The organism is Clostridium cavendishii DSM 21758 (assembly GCF_900141845.1).
Taxonomy (GTDB): Bacteria; Bacillota; Clostridia; order Clostridiales; family Clostridiaceae; genus Clostridium_AG; species Clostridium_AG cavendishii.
Map to the genome: position 1 here is coordinate 293273 of NZ_FQZB01000003.1, position 21340 is coordinate 314612.

At 28.7% G+C, this 21340-nt stretch carries 18 protein-coding genes; 2 read left to right on the forward strand and 16 right to left on the reverse strand.

What is annotated here, in order from left to right:
* Window positions 1–97: 97 nt before the first annotated feature.
* The 12 genes from BUB01_RS01385 to ilvN all read right to left on the reverse strand — a co-directional run bounded on the left by BUB01_RS01385 (window position 98) and on the right by ilvN (window position 13877).
* A complete protein-coding gene (locus BUB01_RS01385; protein ID WP_072984523.1) occupies window positions 98–1699 on the reverse strand; it encodes a glycosyltransferase family 2 protein in 1602 nt (533 codons plus the stop codon).
* Between the two features lie 272 nt (window positions 1700–1971).
* Entirely contained in the window at window positions 1972–2259 is a 288-nt protein-coding gene (locus BUB01_RS01390) for a DUF1294 domain-containing protein (protein WP_072984525.1), read from the reverse strand.
* 34 nt (window positions 2260–2293) lie between these two features.
* Window positions 2294–3295 (reverse strand): DHH family phosphoesterase, encoded by a 1002-nt coding sequence (locus BUB01_RS01395; protein ID WP_072984527.1) that lies wholly within the window; start codon window positions 3293–3295, stop codon window positions 2294–2296.
* A gap of 171 nt (window positions 3296–3466) precedes the next feature.
* Window positions 3467–3940 (reverse strand): peptide-methionine (S)-S-oxide reductase MsrA, encoded by a 474-nt coding sequence (gene msrA, locus BUB01_RS01400; RefSeq protein ID WP_072984529.1) that lies wholly within the window; start codon window positions 3938–3940, stop codon window positions 3467–3469.
* Between the two features lie 240 nt (window positions 3941–4180).
* Complete coding sequence (gene ilvC / locus BUB01_RS01405; RefSeq protein ID WP_072984531.1) at window positions 4181–5185, reverse strand: ketol-acid reductoisomerase; 1005 nt, start codon at window positions 5183–5185, stop codon at window positions 4181–4183.
* 113 nt (window positions 5186–5298) lie between these two features.
* Window positions 5299–6999, reverse strand: a complete 1701-nt coding sequence (gene ilvB / locus BUB01_RS01410) for a biosynthetic-type acetolactate synthase large subunit (RefSeq protein WP_072984533.1) — start codon at window positions 6997–6999, stop codon at window positions 5299–5301.
* A gap of 154 nt (window positions 7000–7153) precedes the next feature.
* On the reverse strand, window positions 7154–8812 hold the full coding sequence (gene ilvD, locus BUB01_RS01415; protein ID WP_072984535.1) for a dihydroxy-acid dehydratase: 1659 nt from the start codon (window positions 8810–8812) through the stop codon (window positions 7154–7156).
* A gap of 37 nt (window positions 8813–8849) precedes the next feature.
* Window positions 8850–9920 carry a 3-isopropylmalate dehydrogenase gene (gene leuB / locus BUB01_RS01420; RefSeq protein WP_072984537.1) on the reverse strand — a complete coding sequence of 357 codons (1071 nt, stop codon included), beginning with the start codon at window positions 9918–9920 and terminating at the stop codon, window positions 8850–8852.
* A 24-nt stretch (window positions 9921–9944) separates the two neighbouring features.
* Complete coding sequence (gene leuD / locus BUB01_RS01425; RefSeq protein ID WP_072984539.1) at window positions 9945–10436, reverse strand: 3-isopropylmalate dehydratase small subunit; 492 nt, start codon at window positions 10434–10436, stop codon at window positions 9945–9947.
* A gap of 4 nt (window positions 10437–10440) precedes the next feature.
* Window positions 10441–11712 carry a 3-isopropylmalate dehydratase large subunit gene (leuC, locus tag BUB01_RS01430; protein ID WP_072984541.1) on the reverse strand — a complete coding sequence of 424 codons (1272 nt, stop codon included), beginning with the start codon at window positions 11710–11712 and terminating at the stop codon, window positions 10441–10443.
* A 12-nt stretch (window positions 11713–11724) separates the two neighbouring features.
* Window positions 11725–13314 carry a citramalate synthase gene (cimA, locus tag BUB01_RS01435; RefSeq protein ID WP_072984543.1) on the reverse strand — a complete coding sequence of 530 codons (1590 nt, stop codon included), beginning with the start codon at window positions 13312–13314 and terminating at the stop codon, window positions 11725–11727.
* A gap of 35 nt (window positions 13315–13349) precedes the next feature.
* On the reverse strand, window positions 13350–13877 hold the full coding sequence (gene ilvN, locus BUB01_RS01440) for an acetolactate synthase small subunit (protein ID WP_072984546.1): 528 nt from the start codon (window positions 13875–13877) through the stop codon (window positions 13350–13352).
* A gap of 518 nt (window positions 13878–14395) precedes the next feature.
* On the opposite strand from ilvN, the gene uvsE reads away from it, so the two are divergent.
* Window positions 14396–15640, forward strand: coding sequence for a UV DNA damage repair endonuclease UvsE (gene uvsE / locus BUB01_RS01445; protein WP_072984548.1), 1245 nt, complete (start codon window positions 14396–14398; stop codon window positions 15638–15640).
* 128 nt (window positions 15641–15768) lie between these two features.
* On the opposite strand, the gene BUB01_RS01450 is transcribed toward uvsE, so the two are convergent.
* Entirely contained in the window at window positions 15769–15969 is a 201-nt protein-coding gene (locus BUB01_RS01450) for a hypothetical protein (protein ID WP_072984550.1), read from the reverse strand.
* 154 nt (window positions 15970–16123) lie between these two features.
* Here BUB01_RS01450 and ytaF point away from each other — a divergent pair, with 154 nt between their 5' ends.
* Window positions 16124–16741, forward strand: coding sequence for a sporulation membrane protein YtaF (ytaF, locus tag BUB01_RS01455; RefSeq protein WP_072984552.1), 618 nt, complete (start codon window positions 16124–16126; stop codon window positions 16739–16741).
* A 173-nt stretch (window positions 16742–16914) separates the two neighbouring features.
* Here ytaF and fabV read toward each other — a convergent pair whose 3' ends face one another.
* The 3 genes from fabV to BUB01_RS01470 all read right to left on the reverse strand — a co-directional run bounded on the left by fabV (window position 16915) and on the right by BUB01_RS01470 (window position 21198).
* The gene (gene fabV, locus BUB01_RS01460; RefSeq protein ID WP_072984554.1) at window positions 16915–18078 is read right to left on the reverse strand and encodes an enoyl-ACP reductase FabV; all 1164 of its coding nucleotides are present in this window, start codon (window positions 18076–18078) and stop codon (window positions 16915–16917) included.
* 166 nt (window positions 18079–18244) lie between these two features.
* Window positions 18245–20473, reverse strand: coding sequence for a putative bifunctional diguanylate cyclase/phosphodiesterase (locus BUB01_RS01465; RefSeq protein ID WP_072984556.1), 2229 nt, complete (start codon window positions 20471–20473; stop codon window positions 18245–18247).
* A 98-nt stretch (window positions 20474–20571) separates the two neighbouring features.
* The gene (locus BUB01_RS01470) at window positions 20572–21198 is read right to left on the reverse strand and encodes a hypothetical protein (protein WP_072984558.1); all 627 of its coding nucleotides are present in this window, start codon (window positions 21196–21198) and stop codon (window positions 20572–20574) included.
* Between the last annotated feature and the right edge of the window lie 142 nt (window positions 21199–21340).

Sequence of the window (21340 nt, forward strand, 5' to 3'; positions counted from 1 at the left end):
CTAAGATTCAAAACGTCACTTAACTTCGAATAACCAAAGCAAAGATTTGGATTCTCATTTAAATATAATAGACACCCAAAGTCTGGGTGTCTATTCATTAAACGTCATATATTCCTATTTGTCTGACATGTTTTGTATGAGACCATTCTTTATTATCTTTTTCTTTTATTCCTTGGATTGTAATCGGAAGCCAAGAAATTGAGAATATTAAGTATAAATATGCAATTCTATAGAAGAATCTAGCTTCTTTTTTACCTATAAATAAGTATATACCACCTATAAACAGAACAGCAACAATAACTAATAGTGTCCATGACACCCAAATTTGAACTTCTGTATTAGTAACGCTCTTTAAAACGCCATCTACATTTACTTTCCTATGAACATCTTCTATAAGATAACTTTTAACAAATGTATTATCCTTCCATATGGTTGTTAAACTTTCGCATATTTTACTTGTTGCTATGAAATTTAAAGAATATACACCTAATATAGCAAACATTTTTTTAGATATTTTTTTATCTAAAAGTAGTATTAAAGGCGTAACCATAAATTGTATAGAGCCAAATATCATAACTAATCCCATAATAGTAGTCATACCATTATTTGATTGAGATTGTGAACCAAACGCCGTATTAATTTTTCCAACCAAATCCATAATAGTAACTATATGAGCATCATAAGCTACATTCGGATCTATCAAATAATTTACCCAGGAAACAACTTGCTTTATAGCCGGTAATATTAGCAACCCTGTTGCTATAACTAATGCAGCAAATGGCTGAATAAGATATAAAGCGCAATCAAGAGTTACAAAACTTCTTTCTTTTATAGCTTTTTTCATAAGCTTTGTGAAAAATCTTGAAGCAACATCGGCAAAACCTGACATCCATCTTTTTCTTTGATTCCACGAAGCTTTAAAAGTTAAAGGCTTTTCATCATAAATTATAGCATCATGAGCCCAACCAACTTTTTCTCCGTTTAAAACTAATTTACAACTAAACTCTAAGTCTTCAGTTAAACACGTAGCTCCCCAACCTAATTCCTTAAGTATTCTTGTATCTACAGCGAAACCTGTTCCCCCTATTTGGTTTGTTAATCCTAAGTTTGCTCTTGATAATTGAAAGAATCTATCAACCGACCAGAAACCTATTGAATATGATGCTGCAATCCATGAATCATCTGGATTTTTAGAATCTAGATATCCTTGAACAACTTTAAAACCTTCACACATCTTATTATTCATTTCTTTTAAAAAGTTTTGAGAAACTAAATTATCTGCATCAAATATACAAACTGCATCATACTTTTTCTCCATTTTGAATATTTTATCAAACATCCATTCAAGGGCATAACCCTTTCCTCTTTTTTCTTTATTAAATCTTTCAAAAACCTCAGCACCATGTTCTCTTGCTATCTTTGCAGTATTATCATTACAATTGTCTGCTATAACAAATATGTCATACATTTCTTTTGGATAATCTAACTTATTTAAACTATCTACCATATTCGCTATAACAACTTCTTCATTGTGTGCAGCAACTATCATAGCAAAACTTTTTTTAGGGTCAAATACTTTTTTATCCTTCTTTCTATAAATACCACATATTCCAAGTATGAAATAATACATACTTAACAGTAGTACTAATATTTGAAATACAAATGTTATATCATAGATAACATAACCAAATATCTTCATCTTATTCACTCCTAAATCAGGACTTTAGAATTGTCCTTTTGTTATAAATAATACTAACTAAATTAAACTCATTTTATGTATAAAACTTCGTTTAGCACCTACTATACTATATTTCATTCTAAAAAAAAAATCAAGTATAAACATATTTGTATATTTTTCATTATTTTTAAAGATTAACGATTTTTAATATTCTTACAGAAATATTAGTGAGTATTCTATTTTAAATTATTATATATATTGCAATTAAAAATGTAAATTTATATTTACACTTGTTAAACGCAAAATAAAACTATTTTTAATTTGTAGAAAATATATATTATTAAAATTTGAAAAATTAAAATTGAGGGAATACCATATTTGAAATACCAATGTTTAGTCTTATGTCTAAATATTTTCATAGATGCTATAGTGCCTATACTTCCTCCTAAAATTGAAAAGATAAAAAACTTCTTTTCTGGAATTCTCCATTTTTTATTACGCGCTCTTTTCTTGTCAGAATAAATTAAATAAAAAGTATATGAGTTTATAATTATAATATATCCAATAAAATAATTTAACATTTATTTTTCCTCTTACTTAAACAAATTTACTAATTTAAATTATATCTTTTTTCTCGTCACTTTCATACTTATCTATAGTTTCTAAAAACTTGTATTGAATAAATGTATCTACTTCTCCAATTATGTGACACATATTTTTTTTAGGTATTACACCTCCAGCCATTGTTTTATGTCCTCCGCCATTACCATATCCACTTATTGCTTCATTGATTATTTTTCCTGCATCTAAATTTTCACTTTCATTTCTAACCGAAAACTTTAATTTATTTTCTTTTTCACAATATACAACTACAAAATCAATTTCTTTAAGACTTAAAATAAAATCTGAAATACAAGCTAAAAGCACATCTGGACAATCAAAGCCTATATTTACAAAACCTATGTTTCTGTATATTTTTATATTTTGAATAGCATTTCCATAAGCATTTAAATCTGAAAATTCTAAAGTATTTTTTTGTATCTTTGAAATCTTCTTTTTATCTGCTCTTTTATATAAGTAATAAAACATATCTATATCTAAATCACTAACACCTCTTGATAAATCTAAAGTATCCATTTTAATACCATATAATAAAGCCGTAGCTGTATCTTCATCTATCCCTATATTATTTTCTATAAAATAGCTTGCTAATATACTTGAACAAGCTCCTATATTATCTCGTATATCTTTAAATTTATATTTATTATTCACAAAAACAGGATGATGATCTATACATGCTACCTCATCACCAATAAAATCAGTTATGTTAGAATTATATTTTTGTGAATCTACCAGTATTATGTAATCATCTTTACTCATATAATCTATACTTTCAATAAATGTTATATCTATATTTAATAACTCTATCATTCTAAGTGTACTATACTTTTCTATTTCTCCTTTATAGCATATAGTAGCATCAATTCCTTTTCTATCTAAAAGTTTTTTAAGTGCAAAAGCTGTTGCTATTGCATCTGGATCTGGAGAATTATGAGTTTGTATAAATATTTTTCTATTTCCTCTTAAAATATTAATTAATTGATTTAACTTTGTCATACAATCAATCTCCTTAGTATTTTTTAACCCTTATTACATATATTAACACATTGTTAAAAGTTTATAAAGTAGTTTTAACATTCTATATTTATTTAATAATTTTATTAAAAATTCATATTTTAGAAAAAATTATTATTCCTACACAACGTCTTTATTAAATTACTTTTGAAATTAATTTAAATTTATATGACAATATCCTTCTGGATTTTTCTTTAAATATTTTTGGTGATATTCCTCAGCAACATAATAACACTCCAATTTTTCTACTTCAGTAACTATTTGACTATCGTATTTTTTTTGTTCTTCATTTCTGCTCTCTATAATTAAATTTTTATCTTCAGTATCTATAAAATATATTCCTGTTCTATATTGATGACCTATATCCGGACCCTGTCTATTTAATACAGTTGGTTCAACTATCTCCCAATATTTATTTAAAAGCTCCTTTAAGCTTATTTGATTTTCATCATATTCAACATAAACAGCTTCTGCATAACCTGTCATTCCTGTACAAACTTCCTTATAACTAGGATTTTTTGTAATTCCATTTGCATAACCTACATTTGTTTTCACAACACCTTTAATTCTTGAAATATATTCTTCAACACCCCAGAAACAACCACCTGCTAAAACTATTTTTTTCATAAAAACTTCCCTCCTAAATTTCTTTATTAATATTTTACCAAAGCAATTTATATATTCAATATTATCATTAACTTAATTTATATATTTTAGGCATATAAAAAAATAATAGATGAATATATTGCTTTATTATTTTAGGAAATATGCCTTATTTTAAAAATAAAAAAAACTAGAACTTAAATGAACTGCTCCATGTCTACTTGACATGAAGCAGTTCGCTTAAATTCCTCTAGTTTTTTAAATTTAATTTATTGATTTTGTATTTATCCAAGACATCATCTCTCTAAGTTCTTTTCCTACCTTTTCTATTTGATGTTCTCTTTCCATTTTCTTTATAGCATTAAAACTAGGCCTTCCTGCTTGATTTTCAAGTATCCAGTTTCTAGCAAATGTACCATCTTGTATTTCTGTTAGTACCTTTTTCATTTCTTTCTTAGTTTCATCTGTAACAATTCTCTTACCAACTGAATAATCCCCATACTCTGCTGTATCACTTATAGAATATCTCATAAGACTCATTCCACCTTGATACATAAGATCCACTATTAATTTCATCTCATGAAGACATTCAAAATATGCATTTTCTGGAGCATACCCTCCTTCTACTAAGGTTTCAAAGCCTGCTTTTATAAGTGCACTAACTCCACCACATAAAACAGCTTGTTCTCCAAATAAATCTGTTTCTGTTTCATCTTTAAATGTAGTTTCTAGTATTCCCGCTCTAGCTCCACCTATACCATTTGTATATGCTAAAGCTAAATCTTTTGCTTTCCCTGTATAATCATTATGAACCGCTATTAGACAAGGAACCCCTGACCCTTCAGTATATGTTCTTCTAACCATGTGCCCTGGTCCTTTAGGCGCTACCATAAACACATCAACATTTGATGGTGGCACAATTTGACCATAGTGAATATTAAATCCATGGGCAAATACTAAAGCCTTTCCTTCACATAAATATGGCGCTATTTCTTCTCTATAAACCTTTGCTTGCTTTTCATCTGGTAATAATATCATTATTATATCAGAATTCTTTACAGCATCTGCTACTAATGCCACATTAAGTCCAGCTTCCTTTGCTTTCTCAAAGGATTTACTTCCTTCATAAAGACCTACAATAACATCAACTCCACTTTCATGTAAATTTAATGCGTGCGCATGTCCTTGGCTACCATAACCTATTATAGCTACCTTTTTTCCTTTTAAAAGTTCTAAATTTGTGTCCTTTTCATAATACATTTTTGCCATTTTTTTAATCCCCCTTTTTATTTGTAAACTTTAAGAAATCTTTAAAATATATAATTATTAAAATATTTATTTTAAAGTTCTTAAAAATCTTACTAACTATTTTCATTAACTTCCTACTCACTTACATTCGCAGAAGCAAGCTCCATTATATCTTTTTCACATATAACTTTAGATATTGGTTCTCCTGGTGCAACCATTGGAAATACCTTTTTATCTTCGTTAATTATATAATCTATAAGAACAGGGCGCTTACATCCAATAGCCTCTCTTAATACACCATCCAGTTCCTCTTTATACTCCACCCTATATCCTTTAAGTCCATAAGCTTCTGCAAGTTTTACAAAATTCGTTTCTCTATTTAATGTAGTATGTGAGTACCTTTCTTCATAAAAAAAGTTTTGCCATTGTCTTACCATCCCTAAAGAATTATTGTTCATTACTATTATTACTATAGGTAATTTATTTGAAACAATCGTGGCCAATTCATTACAATTCATTCCAAAACTTCCATCCCCAGATATATCTACAACAAGTTTATCTTTATTAGCAAACTGTGAACCTATAGCCGCTCCTAATCCATATCCCATCGTACCAAGACCTCCAGAGGATATATAAGTCCGTGGATATTTAAAATTATAATAAAGTGCAGCCCACATTTGATGTTGTCCTACATCAGTTGTCATTATTAAATTTCCATTGGTTATTTCATTTAATTTTTGAAAGAGAAATTGAGGTGTTAAAGCTTCTTCTTGCCTATCCACTATAGCTTTTTGTTTTTTCAAAAAGCTCATGGTATCTAGCCACTCTAGATTATTCTTTTCATTTATTAAAGGTATCAATTTACTAAGTACCAACTTAATATCTCCAATTATATAAGAATCAACCTTTATATTCTTATTTATTTCAGCTGGATCTACATCAATATGAACTATTTTTGCGTTCTCAATATGCTCTCTATCACTAAGAACTCTATCACTAAATCTTGTTCCTATTGCTATAAGCAAATCACATTTGGTAGCAAGTAAATTTGAAGCCTTAGTTCCATGCATACCTATCATACCTGTATATAAATTATCATTAGAATCGTATGCTCCTATTCCCATAAGTGACGTTGTAATTGGCGCATTTATCTTATTTACTAATTGCTTTAATTCATTTTCTGAACTAGAAGCTATTACGCCACCCCCTGCAAATATAAATGGTCTTTCACTTTGATTTATGAGCTTTGCTACCTTTTCTAACGCCTCTCTTGTTATATACTTATTTTTTCTTTTAGGTTCAACAGGTTCTTGATGTTCATATATAGCAGTTTGCCCTGTAATGTCCTTAGGTATATCTATAAGAACAGGTCCTGGCCTACCTTCCTTAGCTATATAAAAGGCTTCCCTTATAATATCAGGTAGTTTATTAATATCTTTAACCATATAATTATGCTTTGTTATAGGCATAGTTATACCTGAAATATCAACTTCCTGAAAACTGTCCTTTCCTAAAAGTGGCATAGTAACATTTCCTGTAATAGCTACTAAAGGAATGGAATCCATGTATGCAGTAGCTATTCCTGTAACCAAATTTGTAGCTCCTGGTCCAGAAGTTGCAAGACAAACTCCAACTTTTCCACTAGATCTAGCATAGCCATCTGCCGCATGAGCTGCCCCTTGCTCATGACAAGTCAAAACATGAGTTATCTTATCTTGATATTTATAAAGCGCATCATAAATGTTTAAAACTGCACCTCCTGGATATCCAAATATAGTATCAACACCTTGTTCTAACAAACAATTAATTAATATCTCAGCTCCATTTAAAAGCATTTTTTATACCCCCTTTTTTATAATTTTTAATTATTGTTTATTGCTATTTAAGTTATTTCTTTTTATTTATAACCATCAATAAAAGTTGATAGCTAAGCCTAATTTTTTAAAATAATTTTATAAAACACTTTCAATCCTCCACCCAAGTTTGCAACTATTTTAAAACTGCCCCAAAATTAGCTGAACTTACAAGCCTTGAATATCTTGCTAAATACCCTTCTTTTATTTTAGGTTCTAAAGGCTTAAAACTCTTTCTTCTTACATTGAGTTCTTCTTCCGAAACCAATAATTCTAGTTTACATTCATTTATATTTATAGAAATTATGTCCCCCTCTTCTACTAAAGCTATAATCCCTCCTTCAGCAGCTTCTGGTGATACATGTCCTATGGAAGCACCTTTAGTTGCCCCTGAAAATCTTCCATCTGTTATAAGTGCCACATATTTATCTAACCCCATCCCTGCAATAGCAGAAGTTGGAGAAAGCATTTCCCTCATACCTGGACCACCCTTTGGTCCCTCATATCTTATAACCACAACATCGCCCTTATTTATCTTCTTTTCATATATAGCTTTAATTGCATCTTCCTCTGAATTAAATACTCTTGCTGGCCCTTGATGTACATACATCTCCTTTAATACCGCTGACTTCTTAACTACTGCTCCATCTAATGCTAGATTTCCTCTTAAAACAGCTAATCCACCATAATTACTATAAGGTTCTTCTACTTCTTTTATTACGCTTCTATCTAAAACCTTAGCATTTTTTATATTAGCAGCGTGGGTTCTACTAGTTGCAGTTATACAATTTAAATCTAGGAGATTAAGTTTAGATAATTCCTTAATCACTGCACTTATTCCACCAGCTCTATAAAGGTCTTCTATATGGTGTTTTCCTGCTGGTGATAATTTACAAATATTCGGTGTAGAATTGCTTATTTCATTTATCATATCTAAATTAAATTCTACTTTAGCTTCATTTGCTATAGCAGCTAAATGTAAGACACTATTAGTTGAACATCCAAGTGCCATATCTACAGTTAAAGCATTCCTTATACTTTTTTCATTTATAATGTCTCTTGGTTTAATATCTTTTTCAACAAGTTTCATTACTGACATACCTGCATGCTTTGCAAGTATTATTCTTTCAGAATATACAGCTGGTATAGTTCCATTACCAGGTAAAGCTATTCCTAAAACTTCTGATAAACAGTTCATTGAATTTGCAGTAAACATCCCTGAACAAGAACCACAAGTTGGACATGATTTATTTTCTATATCTTTTAATTCCTCTAAACTTATTTTATTTGCAGTATATCCTCCTACTGCTTCAAACACAGTAGATAAACTTGCTGCCTCTCCATTAACTTTTCCAGAAAGCATAGCTCCTCCAGAAACTAATACAGTTGGAACATTTACCCTAAGAGCCCCCATAATAACCCCTGGAACTATCTTGTCACAATTAGGAATAATAACTAATCCATCAAAACAATGAGCTTTCACCATACACTCTACAGAATCAGCTATAATTTCCCTTGTTGCTAAAGAGTATTTCATTCCTTCATGCCCCATAGCTATACCATCACAAACTCCTATTACAGGAAAGACTATAGGTGTACCTCCAGCCATTAAAACCCCCTTTTTAACAGCTTCAGTTATTTTATCTAGATTAATATGACCTGGTATAATATCATTTTGAGAACTAACAACACCTATTAATGGTCTTTTTAATTCTTCATCAGAAAAACCAGCTGCTTTAAGGAGTGATCTATGAGGTGCTCTATCCACACCATTTTTTATCAAATCACTTTTCATGTTAAACTCACTTCCTTCTTTAAACCCTAATTTTATTTTAGATTCTTTCTACAACTAAATCCCCCATTTGTTTAGTTGATGTAATCTTCATACCTTCACTCATTATATCCCCAGTCCTATATCCCTCTTCTAACACTTTAATAACAGCATTTTCAATTACCTTAGCTTCTTCTTCTAATTTAAAACTATATCTAAGCATCATAGCTGCTGATAATATTGTAGCTAATGGATTGGCAATTCCCTTACCAGCTATATCTGGCGCACTACCATGAATAGGTTCATACATACCAAAACTATTCTCTCCAAGACTTGCTGATGGAAGCATTCCTATAGAACCAGTTATCATAGATGCTTCATCTGATAATATATCCCCAAACATATTACTAGTTACTATTACATCAAATTGTCTTGGATCTTTCACAAGTTGCATTGTTGCATTATCTATATATAAGTGATTAAGTTCCACCTCTTTGTAATCCTCAGCGACCTCTGAAACAACTCTTCTCCAAAGTCTGGAACTCTCTAATATATTAGCTTTATCAACACTTGTAACCTTTTTATTTCTTTGCATAGCTATTTCAAATGCTATCTTTGCAATTCTTCTTACTTCTGAAGTACTATATTTTTCAGTATCATAAGCTATTTCCTCATCATCAATCTTCTCTAATTTTCTCTCACCAAAATATATACCCCCAGTTAACTCCCTAACTACACTTATGTCTATTCCGTCTCCAATTATAGAATCTTTAAGTGGAGATGCGTTTCTAAGAGGTGCATATAAAAGGGCTGGTCTTAAATTGCAATATAAATTCAAACCTCCTCGAAGTCCTAAAAGTGCTTGTTCTGGTCTTACTTCTGCTGAAGGATTATCCCACTTGGGACCACCTACTGCACCAAGTAATACAGCTTGTGAATTTCTACACACATTAAGGGTTTCTTCTGGTAATGGATTGCCAGTTTTATCTATAGCTATTCCACCTGCAAGTACATATTGATAGTTAAATTTATGATTATACCTTTCCTCTATTTTACTTAAAACCTTTATTGTTTCATCAACAACCTCTGGTCCTATTCCATCTCCTTTTATTACTGCTACTTTAAAATCCATACTAATTCCCCCACGTTTAAATTATTATTTTTTTGAATTTTTTATATATTCTATTAGCCCATTATTATTTATAATTTGTTGCATAAATTCTGGAAAAGGTTCTCCTTGATAACTTTCACTTTTTGTAATATTCTCTATTAACCCAGTTGAAAAATCTATTTGAAGTTCATCTCCTGCATCTATTGCCCTTACAGCCTCTTCACATTCTAAAATAGGAAGTCCTATATTAATTGCATTTCTATAAAATATTCTTGCAAATGTAGACGCTATAACACAACTTATTCCACTTTCCTTAATAGCTATCGGCGCATGTTCTCTAGAGGAACCACATCCAAAGTTTTTGTCTGCAACTATTATATCCTTAGGTTTAACGTTCTTAACAAAATCAATATCTATATCTTCCATGCAGTGACCTGCAAGTTCCTTTGGATCTGATGTATTTAAATATCTAGCAGGAATTATAACATCTGTATCTACATTGTCTCCATATTTAAAAACTCTACCTTTTACTTTCATAACTTTATTGCCCCCCCATAATAGTCTCTGGATCTGTTATTTTACCAGCTATTGCAGAAGCTGCTGCAACTGCTGGACTTGCCAAATATACTTCTGATAAAATATGCCCCATTCTACCTACAAAGTTTCTATTTGTTGTAGAAACTGCTCTTTCTTTATTTGCAAGTATACCCATATGTCCACCTAAGCATGGTCCACAAGTTGGTGTAGATACAATTGCTCCAGCTTCTACAAATATTTTAAATAGACCTTCTTCCATAGCTTGAAGATATATTTTTTGACTTCCTGGAAGTATTATAGTTCTAACTCCCTTAGCTACTCTTTTACCTTTCATTATATTAGCAGCTACTCTTAAATCATCCATCCTTCCATTAGTACAAGAACCTATAACTACTTGATCGATTTTTACATCTCCTACTTCATCTATAGTTTTTGTATTATCAGGTAAACTTGGGAAAGATACTGTTGGTCTAAGTGTACTTAAATCTATTTCATAAACCTCATCATATTCAGCATCTTCATCTGCCTTATAAATGGTATATTCTTTTGTGGCGTGTTCTTTCATATATTCAATAGTCTTTTCATCAACTTCAAAAATACCATTTTTAGCTCCTGCTTCAATAGCCATATTTGTTATAGTGAATCTTGAATCCATTGAAAGATGTTTTACTCCCTCTCCACAGAACTCCATTGATTTGTATAAAGCTCCATCAACACCAATCATACCTATAATATGGAGTATAATATCTTTACCTGAAACCCATTTTGCAGGTTCATTTTTAAGAACAAACTTAATAGCTTGTGGTACCTTAAACCAACATTTACCTGTGGCCATACCAGCAGCCATATCAGTTGAGCCTATACCTGTTGAAAAAGCTCCAAGTGCTCCATAAGTACAAGTGTGTGAATCTGCACCTATTATTAAATCACCAGCTACAGCTAAACCTTTTTCTGGAATTATCACATGTTCTATTCCCATTTCTCCTACATCAAAGAAATTTTCTATTTCTTTTTCATAAGCAAATTCTCTTATAAACTTACATTGTTCTGCAGCCTTTATATCCTTATTAGGCGCAAAATGATCAGGAACTATAGCTACCTTTTTTTTATCAAAAACATTATCAAATCCAAGCTTTTGAAATTCTTTTATAGCAACTGGTGTTGTTATATCATTTCCTAAAACTAAATCTAAATTAGCTTCAATTAATTGACCAGCCTTTACATAATCTAGTCCTGCGTGTTTTGCAAGTATTTTTTGTGTCATTGTCATCCCCATTTTTTCAGCCCCCTAAAAATATGTTTTTACTTTTCTTTCTATATCTTTTATAAGTTTATATTCAATAGAATCAACTAAAGCTATAAAACTAGCTTTTATAATGTCTCTAGAAACTCCTACTGTACTCCAATTTTCTCTGCCATCAGTTGATTCTATAAGAACTCTTACTCTAGCACTTGTTGCATTTTCAGTATCTAATACTCTAACCTTATAATCACAAAGTCTTACTTCTTTTAATTCAGGATAAAATCTTTCAAGTGCTTTTCTAAGTGCTTTATCCAAAGCATTAACAGGTCCCTCTCCCTCAGCCACTGTTATCTCATTTTTACCATCAACATTAATATTCATAATAGCTGTTGATACAAATTTATCCATAGCTTCTGGTTGTTCACCTATTATTTTAAAATGATTTAATTTAAAGAAAGGTTTATATTTTCCAATTATTTTTCTCATAACAAGTTCAACAGTTCCTTCTGCACCTTCAAACTGATATCCTTCGTATTCTAATTCTTTAAGTCTATCTGTTATAAGTTTAATTTCTTTTGACTCCTTTGACATATTTGGAAATATCTTTTGAACTTCCTTTAAAACAGTAGATTTACCACTGACCTCAGATATTAAAAATCTTCTATTATTCCCTACACTTTCAGGATTTATATGCTCATAAGCAGTAGGTGTTTTTAATACCGCATCAATATGCATACCTCCTTTATGTGCAAAAGCTGAATTACCCACATAAGGCATATCATCATTTAATGTTATATTTGAAATCTCTGCTATAAATCTTGCTGCTTTAGTAAGATTATTAATACTATTTTTATCCAAAATATCATATCCTAATTTTGTGCTCAAATTTCCTATTATTGAAGTTAAATTAGCATTCCCACATCTTTCTCCTATTCCTATAAATGTTCCCTGTATATGATTTGATCCTGCCTTTACTGCCATTATTGAATTTGCCACCGCCATATTACAATCATTATGACAATGAATCCCTATATTGCAATCTAATTCTTCCTTTACAATATTGACTATATTAATTATCTCGTCTGGCATTGATCCACCATTGGTATCACAAAGCACTACAGTTTTTGCTCCAGATTCTTTTGCAATCTTTAAAGTTGATAACGCATATTCCCTATTTTGCTTAAAACCATCAAAAAAATGTTCTCCATCAAAAATTACTTCTTTACCTTTTTCAGTTAAAAACTTTATTGTTTCTCCTATCATAAGTAAATTCTCATCCAAAGATGTTTTTAATATCTCCTTAACTTGAAATTCTGAACTTTTACCAAATATAACAACAGCTTTGGTATCTGCTTTTAGAAGACTTTTTAAATTATTATCTTCTTCTATCTCAATATTTGCCTTTCTTGTACTACCAAATGCTACTATCCTTGATTTTTTAAGTTTAAGCTCTTTAACCTTTCTAAAAAACTCCATATCCTTTGGATTTGAACCTGGATTTCCAGCCTCTATATAATCAATACCTATTGAATCTAATACCTTACAAACCTTAAGCTTATCTTCAACAGAAAATGAAATACCCTGCCCCTGGGCTCCATCTCTAAGCGTTGAATCTAGAATAACTACCCTTTCCATAAAAATTAACAGCCCCCTTTAGGCAATTTAAAAAATTAGCTATTATAATTAGCCTCAAAATATTCACCATAGCTATTTATATCTTTAGCCCCTCTTTCTAAGCCAGTTATACCAGTTCTAACAAGTTCTTTTATACCATACTCATCTAAAAGTTTAATAAGTGCTGTCACCTTGCTCTCATCACCTGTAAGTTCTATAGTTAAAGTATCTTTTGATAAGTCTATGATTTTACATCTAAATATCTTTACAACTTCATTTATAATAGACCGTTGATTACAGTCTGCACTTACTTTAATAAGTACAAGCTCTCTATAAACCGCCTCATCTTGTGTCAAATTTATTACTTTTAGAACATCCTCTAATTTATTAAGTTGTTTAATAAATTGATCTAGTGCATCATCATTTCCCATAAGAGTAATTGTCATTCTTGAAAATTCAGGATTTTCTGTTCTACCTACAGAAAGACTATCAATATTGAATCCTCTTCTTGAAAAAAGACCAGCAACTCTACTTAAAACTCCTGATGAATTTTTAACTAATACTGATAAAACATGTTTATCCATTCTAGCACCCCCCTATTATTTAAAATTTTTATATTTTTTTACATAAATATATAAAAAAAACTCATTCTTCATGATATAAACCATAAGAATGAGTAATAAACTACCACCACAAAATATCACTAGGTTCAATCAAACCCTTGCTTATAACGGAGCATACCGGTAATCATCTACTCATAAAAAAATTCTTTTTTATTTTCGGGACACTGCTCAAGAGTGATAATTATTTAATTAAAAGTATGGATTCTCACCAAATCTCCATTCTCTGTAACTTTTTTCAAATCAAATAACCTTCTCTATCTAAGCATTTATATTTAACTAGTACTTTTTTCCTATTGCTAAAATTTTACTACCTAATTTTCTTTTTGTCAACACTTTGTGCAAAATAATAATAATTTGTTATTAAATCAAACATTTATATATAAAACAATCAATTTTATTGATTTTTTACAAAATTATTATATTATATAATTATCAATTAATTAAAAAGATAAAAAATTCTACCAAAAGGAGGTATTATTTTGAAGATAGGATACGCTTGTATACCAATTACTATTCCATATAGAACAAATAGAAAATTATTTCTTAAAGATTATTCAGAAGAAAAACTAATTGAAATACTTAAATATAATCTTGAAGATCTAAAATATATACTTATGGATAATCTAAAGAACAATATATATATGTTTAGAATAAGCTCAGATATAGTTCCTCTAGGTTCCCATGAGATAAATACTTTTGATTGGAGCAATTATTTCAAAAATGAACTAAGAGAAATAGGTAATTATGCAAAAAATAATAATATAAGACTTTCCATGCATCCAGGCCAATATACAGTTATTAATTCTCCTGATCCTAATATAGTAAGTAAATCTATAAGGGATATCGAATATCATTGTTTATTTCTTGATAGTTTGGATGTAGATTATTCTAATAAAATAGTACTACATATAGGAGGTGTTTATGGCGATAAAAATGCTAGTATTAAAAGGTTCATAAATAGCTTTGATTCTTTAAGTACTTCTGCCCAAAAAAGATTAATTATAGAAAATGATGAGAAAAATTTTTCTTTAGATGAAGTTTTTTATATAAGTAAAACCTTAAATATACCTATGGTTTATGATAATCTACATAATGATTGCTATGGTGATAACAATTATAGTTTTTATGATATATATTCAAAGGTTATCACTACTTGGAAAGAATGTGATGGACAAATGAAGGTTCATTATAGTCAGCAAGCACTAGATAAAAAAATGGGTTCTCACTCTAATACTATTTTTATAAAAGATTTTCTTAGATATTACAATGAAATCAAAGAATTTAACGCTGATATTATGTTGGAAGTTAAAGATAAGGATATATCTGCAATAAAATGTATTAACGTTTTGGAAGAACTAAACAATAGCCCATTAAAGATTTCCAAATTATATGAAGAATGGGCTAAATATAAATATCTAATTATGGAACATGACTACAGTTTTTATAAACAAGTTTCTAGCTTAGTTAAAAATAATTGTAGCTTTTTAGAATTTTATTCTTTAGTTGATGACGCACTTAATAAACCTTTAAACATAGGTTCCCAAAAAAATACCTTTGACCATGTATGGGGCTACGTTAAAAATAACGCTTCAAACTTTGAAAAAAATCATTTTGCGAAACTTATGTCATCTGAAGATATGTCAAAAGTTAAACTCTATCTAAAGAAATTGTGTTCAAAATATAATAGTGAATATATGCTTAACTCCTATTTCTTTTCCCAATAAATTAAGTAAGTAATATAAATACTTACTTAATTTAAATATCTTTTCATACAGTTCACTCTTCAAAATATTTAAAATTTGCTCATAAGAAAGCAGGCTATATCTATATTAAATAGTTATAGCCTGCTTTCTTACCATAATAATGACATATAAAGTAATATTCCTAATATTATTATGATTGCTTTATTTATTATTATAATATTATATGCACTTCTTCTTATTTTATGTGGTATATCCACTTTTATATAAACCTCACTTTTTAACTTTAAAGATATTACTGCTATTAAACAAATTAGCATTACTGCTACACACTGAAAAAATAAAATATTCATATACTAAACTCCTAAAAAGTTCTGGTTTTTTAGTATATTCCATATAAATATTAATTGCCACTCTTCCTTATATTGCTTGTACCTATAATATAGTCACAAAAACTTATACTCATAAATATATTAAATTGAGTAGTAACTTTTAGGAGGAAAAATGATGGCACTAATATCTATAATACTTTTTGTTTTGTCAGCAAGTATTGATAATTTTACAGTGGCAGTAGCCTATGGCATTAAGAAAATTAAAATAGATTTGACTAGTAATCTTATAATAGCTCTTGTTTCTGCTATAGGTACATTCATAGCGATGACATTAGGTAAAACTATAACAAATTTTATTCCTTCGTTCTATGCAAGTGCCTTAGGTTCATTTATATTAATATTTATAGGACTATATTTTTTATATGATTACTTTAAAAATATAAAACCCTCTCTTAATATAGCCAAAAAAGACGTTAATAATGTTTCTCCTAAGGAAATTTTAAACACTCCAGAAATCGCTGATCTTGATAAGTCGGGAAACATAGATATAAAAGAGTCTATAGGACTTTCAATAGCTCTTGCTCTTAATAACTTTGGTCTCGGTATAGGTGCTGGCATCTCTGGGTTTAACTGCTATCTAACCTCTTCAATAACTTTTATTTTTAGTATTTTAGTAATTCCATTTGGAGTTTATATAGCAAAAAACTTTATATCTTCTTTAGCTCAAAAATATTCAAGTTTAATCTCAGCATTTATAATTATATTTCTAGGTGTTCTTCAAGTTTTCTTTTAATACAAACACCTTACCTTTATAATATATGCATTTAAATATACTATATATTCTTTTATAAAAAAATTTTTAATTGAAAATTGAGAATTGAGAGCTAGAAATTCTCTACTTTCAATTTTCCATTTTCAATTTTCTGCACCTCTTTATTTCCAAATATAGGTTGTGCCAATATAATTTTACACTTCAGCATCCTTATCATAATCTACATTGTCAAGCCCAAATCCAAAAAGTTTTAAAAACTCTTTTCTAAATCCTTCTACATCTGTTAATTCTTCTATATTCTGAGAATTAACCTTTTCCCATATGTTATTTACTTCGTTTTGTACATCTTCTCTCATCTCTAATTCATCTATTCTTATTCTTCCTTTTTCATCTAATTTCAAATTATCTCCATATAATACATCCTCAAATAGCCTTTGAATTTGTTCTATACAACCTTCATGTATATTTTTTTCTTTCATTATTTTATATAAAATAGAAATATAAAGAGAAACCACTGGTATTGCAGAACTTGCCTGAGTAACTAATGCCTTATTTACAGAAACATACGCTTCTCCATTTATATTTTGTAACTTTTTTGTTAGCTCCTTAGCAGTATCTTCTAAATTATCTTTAGCCATACCTATAGCTCCTTCTCTATAAATAGGAAAAGTAATACTTGGTCCTACATAAGAGTACGCTATTGTCTTTACCCCTTCTGCTAACACATCAGCCTTTTTTAATGCTTCAATCCATAAATTCCAATCTTCCCCTCCCATTACTCCTACTGTTTGACGAATCTCATCTTCACTTGCAGGTTCTATTGTAACATCTTTTACTTCTTTAGTATGAAAGTCCACTGTTTTACTCTTAAAAGATTCTCCTATAGGTTTTAACACAGATGATAAAGTTTCACCAGTTAACGGATTAGTTCTCCTTGGTGCTGCTAATGAATATATAATTAAATCCACTTTTCCCAAATCATCTTTTATAGTTTCTATTACTTTTTCTTTTATTTCATTTGAATATGCATCACCATTTATGCTTTTTGTATAAATACCTTCTTCATTACAAAACTTATCAAAAGCTTTCGTATTATAATATCCTGCAGTACCAGTTCTTTTTCCTACAGCCTCTTTTTCAAAACTAACACCTATTGTACTTGCTCCAAATCCAAAAGCTGCAACTATTCTTGATGCTAAACCATATCCTGCTGACGCACCTATTACTAAAACATTCTTAGGTCCTTTAAATTTACCTTTAGATTTTACATAATTTATTTGTTCACTAATATTTTCAGCACATCCAACAGGATGTGCTGCTGTACATAAAAAACCTCTAAACTTTGGCTCTATCTTCATAATTAAACTCCTCCTAAAACATTGCTAGTACTTTATATTCTAAATCAAATTGTTTGATAGTCAAAATATAATATTAATATATCACATTCTTTAAAATAAATCATCTAATTTATGAAAAAATTACAAAAGACTTTATTTATTAAATATAATAAATAAAGTCTTTTTACTATAATTCACAATATTTTTTATTTTCATCTAATACTAATGATTTTAATTCCTTCATAGATACAGGCTTGTAAAAATAATATCCTTGTATCAAATCACAATCAAATTCTTTAAGCTTATGATATTGTGAAAAAGTTTCAACCCCTTCTGCAACAGCAATAGCACCGATAGAATGTATCATAGAAATAACGCTTCTTATAAATTCTTCATTTGTATCTATTACATCTACAATTGATTTATCCATCTTCATTACATTAACTTTATATTTAGCAAGATAAGTTAACGTACTATATCCTGTACCAAAATCATCTATAGATATAGTTATTCCAAGTTCTTTGATTTTTTCAATTTTTTTGTTAGTTTCATAAAAATTCCCTATAGCTGCTGTTTCAGTAATTTCAAGCTCTAACATAGTAGGATCAATTCCTGTCTTTTCTAAAACATTTTTTATATCTTCAAAATAATCACTTCTAATTAATTGTATTGCTGAAACATTCACTGACACTCTGAATTTTTTCTGGGCCTCTTCATTTATTTCCATTATATCTCTACATGCTTTTTCTAAAATCCAATTTCCAAGAGTTAATATATATCCTGTTTTTTCTGCAAGTTCTATAAATATATTTGGAGGTATATATCCCAAAGTTGGATGAATCCATCTAGCTAATGCTTCTACCCCATATATTTTAGTAGTTTTAACATCTACCTTAGGTTGGTAATAAACCATTATATCTCCATTTTCTAAAGCATTTTGAAGCATATCCAATGTTATTTTATCCTTTAAATTAATCTCAGTTTCTTTAAAAAATGAATAATTATTTATTCCCTTGCTTCTAGCTGTAAGCATTGCCTCATAAGCATTATTTAAATATTTTGCTGGTGATTCTTCATTATTATAACAATATTCAATACCAACACTACAAGAAATAAAATGTGGTTTATTATTTATCTTTATATTATTATTTATTTTATAAATTATATTTTTTATTGTTGTCTCAACATTTTCTAAAGAATCACTTTCCATTAATATAGCAAACTCATCTCCGCCAACTCTTCCTACTATATTTTTACCAGATAAACATTGCTTTATTACTATCCCTATATTTTTAAGTACATTATTTCCATTTTCAAACCCTTGTGTTTTATTTATTATCGAAAAGCCATCTATATTAATATAAATAAGTGCCTTATAATTATTACTGATTTCAAAAAACAATCTATTATTTAAAAATGTTTCTCTATTGTACAACCCTGTTATAGAATCCCGTTCTGAATAAAAGTCCGCCTTCAATTTTACATCTTCTACATATTTACTTATACTTAAAATATCCTGTGATAAAATATCTACTTTTTCTTTATCCCCATCATTATTTGGGGTCACTATTTTTTTTAATTCTTTATTTATTTTATCAATCTTATTAAAAACTGATATATTTAAGAAGATCAGTAATATAAATATAAATACTGTATTTACACTTCCACTAATCAAATAAAAATCACTACTTATAGTAGCTAATTTTGGTGTTATAGCCTTATCAAAGTTTATTTTAATTTCAATATTGGGTTGACCATATATATCTGTTAATGTTGTCCTTGTAAGAAACTTAGAACTGTTTACAGAATTAAATTTATAAATATTCCCAAGATTTTTGCTTTTAAATTCATTTGCACAAATTAAATCAGATGCATTGACATATAGACTATAAATATCAAAAGAATCATCTTTTGTCATTGTTTTTTTGAATTCATAGTCCATAATAGTTCCTGATACTACTATGTATTCTTCTAAACCACTACTTCTTCTATCTATACTAATAAACGTAGGTATGTAGTTTATATTTATAATTCCTTTATCTTTATACGATTTAGAAGATATTATCTTAGTAATTGTGTTTTTTATTGAATCATTATCCTGATTATTTTTCCCATTTATATAACTATAATATTCTTTTAAGTTTTTATCATAAATCATAAGGAAAGTAATATTATTATCTAGAGTCTTGGATGGTTCAACAAGACTTATTTTTTTGTTATTATCGCTTAATTCATTAATTTTAATATCCATAAAATTTATAGCTGATTGAATTAATGAATTTGCAGTATCAATTTTTATTTTTTCCATTGTCGGTTCTAAGTAATGTATTCTAAGCGATACTGAAGTTATAAGTGATAATAATAAATATACTATTATACTAATATTTATTTTTCCTCGTACTCCCATATTTCTCATACGTTTTACCTCTTAAGACTTAGATTTAATGTCATAATAATTATCGACTAAATAAAAAAAATATTAACATTTTATAAATCTATTAATTACTTTATTTATTAAACATTCTTAAGTTTAAGTTCTTCTAAAGTGTCCTTTATTTCATTTATAGTCATTGAATTCTTTTCTATATCTTCAATTGGTAGATTCATAATTTGCTCATATATATTTATAGCTTTTTCTATATAACCTGTGTCTTGTTTAAGTATTTCAAAAATTAAATCATCTACATTAGATAATTTATTATAGCCTAAGAATACATCTACCATCGATTTCTTTATACTTACTTCTACCTCATACTCACTTAACTCATTAAGTACTCTAATTAAATATTCTTCATAATATTGAACAGTATTCTCTTTTTTATTCAAATATATATCTGCTAGCATTAAATATCCTTTTTTTAGTTTTAAAAATGCCATTTCATCTTTTGTGCTAAATCCCCATTCATCAATAAACAATATCCCTAATGCTGCTATTTTGCTATAATCTTTTATTCTATTATGTACAAATAGACTTTCTAGCTCTTCTGAGGGAAGCTTTACTAAAAATTCTGATGGGAACCCTAAATATTTTTTATACAAAGCTTCTACATTATTCTTAAAATTATCAGTATCCTTTAATAAACCTTCAATTGAAATAAGTAATTCTTCAGCTAAAGTATCTTTTACATCATTTTTAATCATTATAGCCTCCAAGTTTTTTAATTATATTATATCATGCTAAATCAATAAACAATATAGTCAAATTCAAACTATTCTTCTTTAATTTTTTGTGTTTAATGTTTAAAATTTGATATAATGTAAATATAATGATTTTATTATAAAG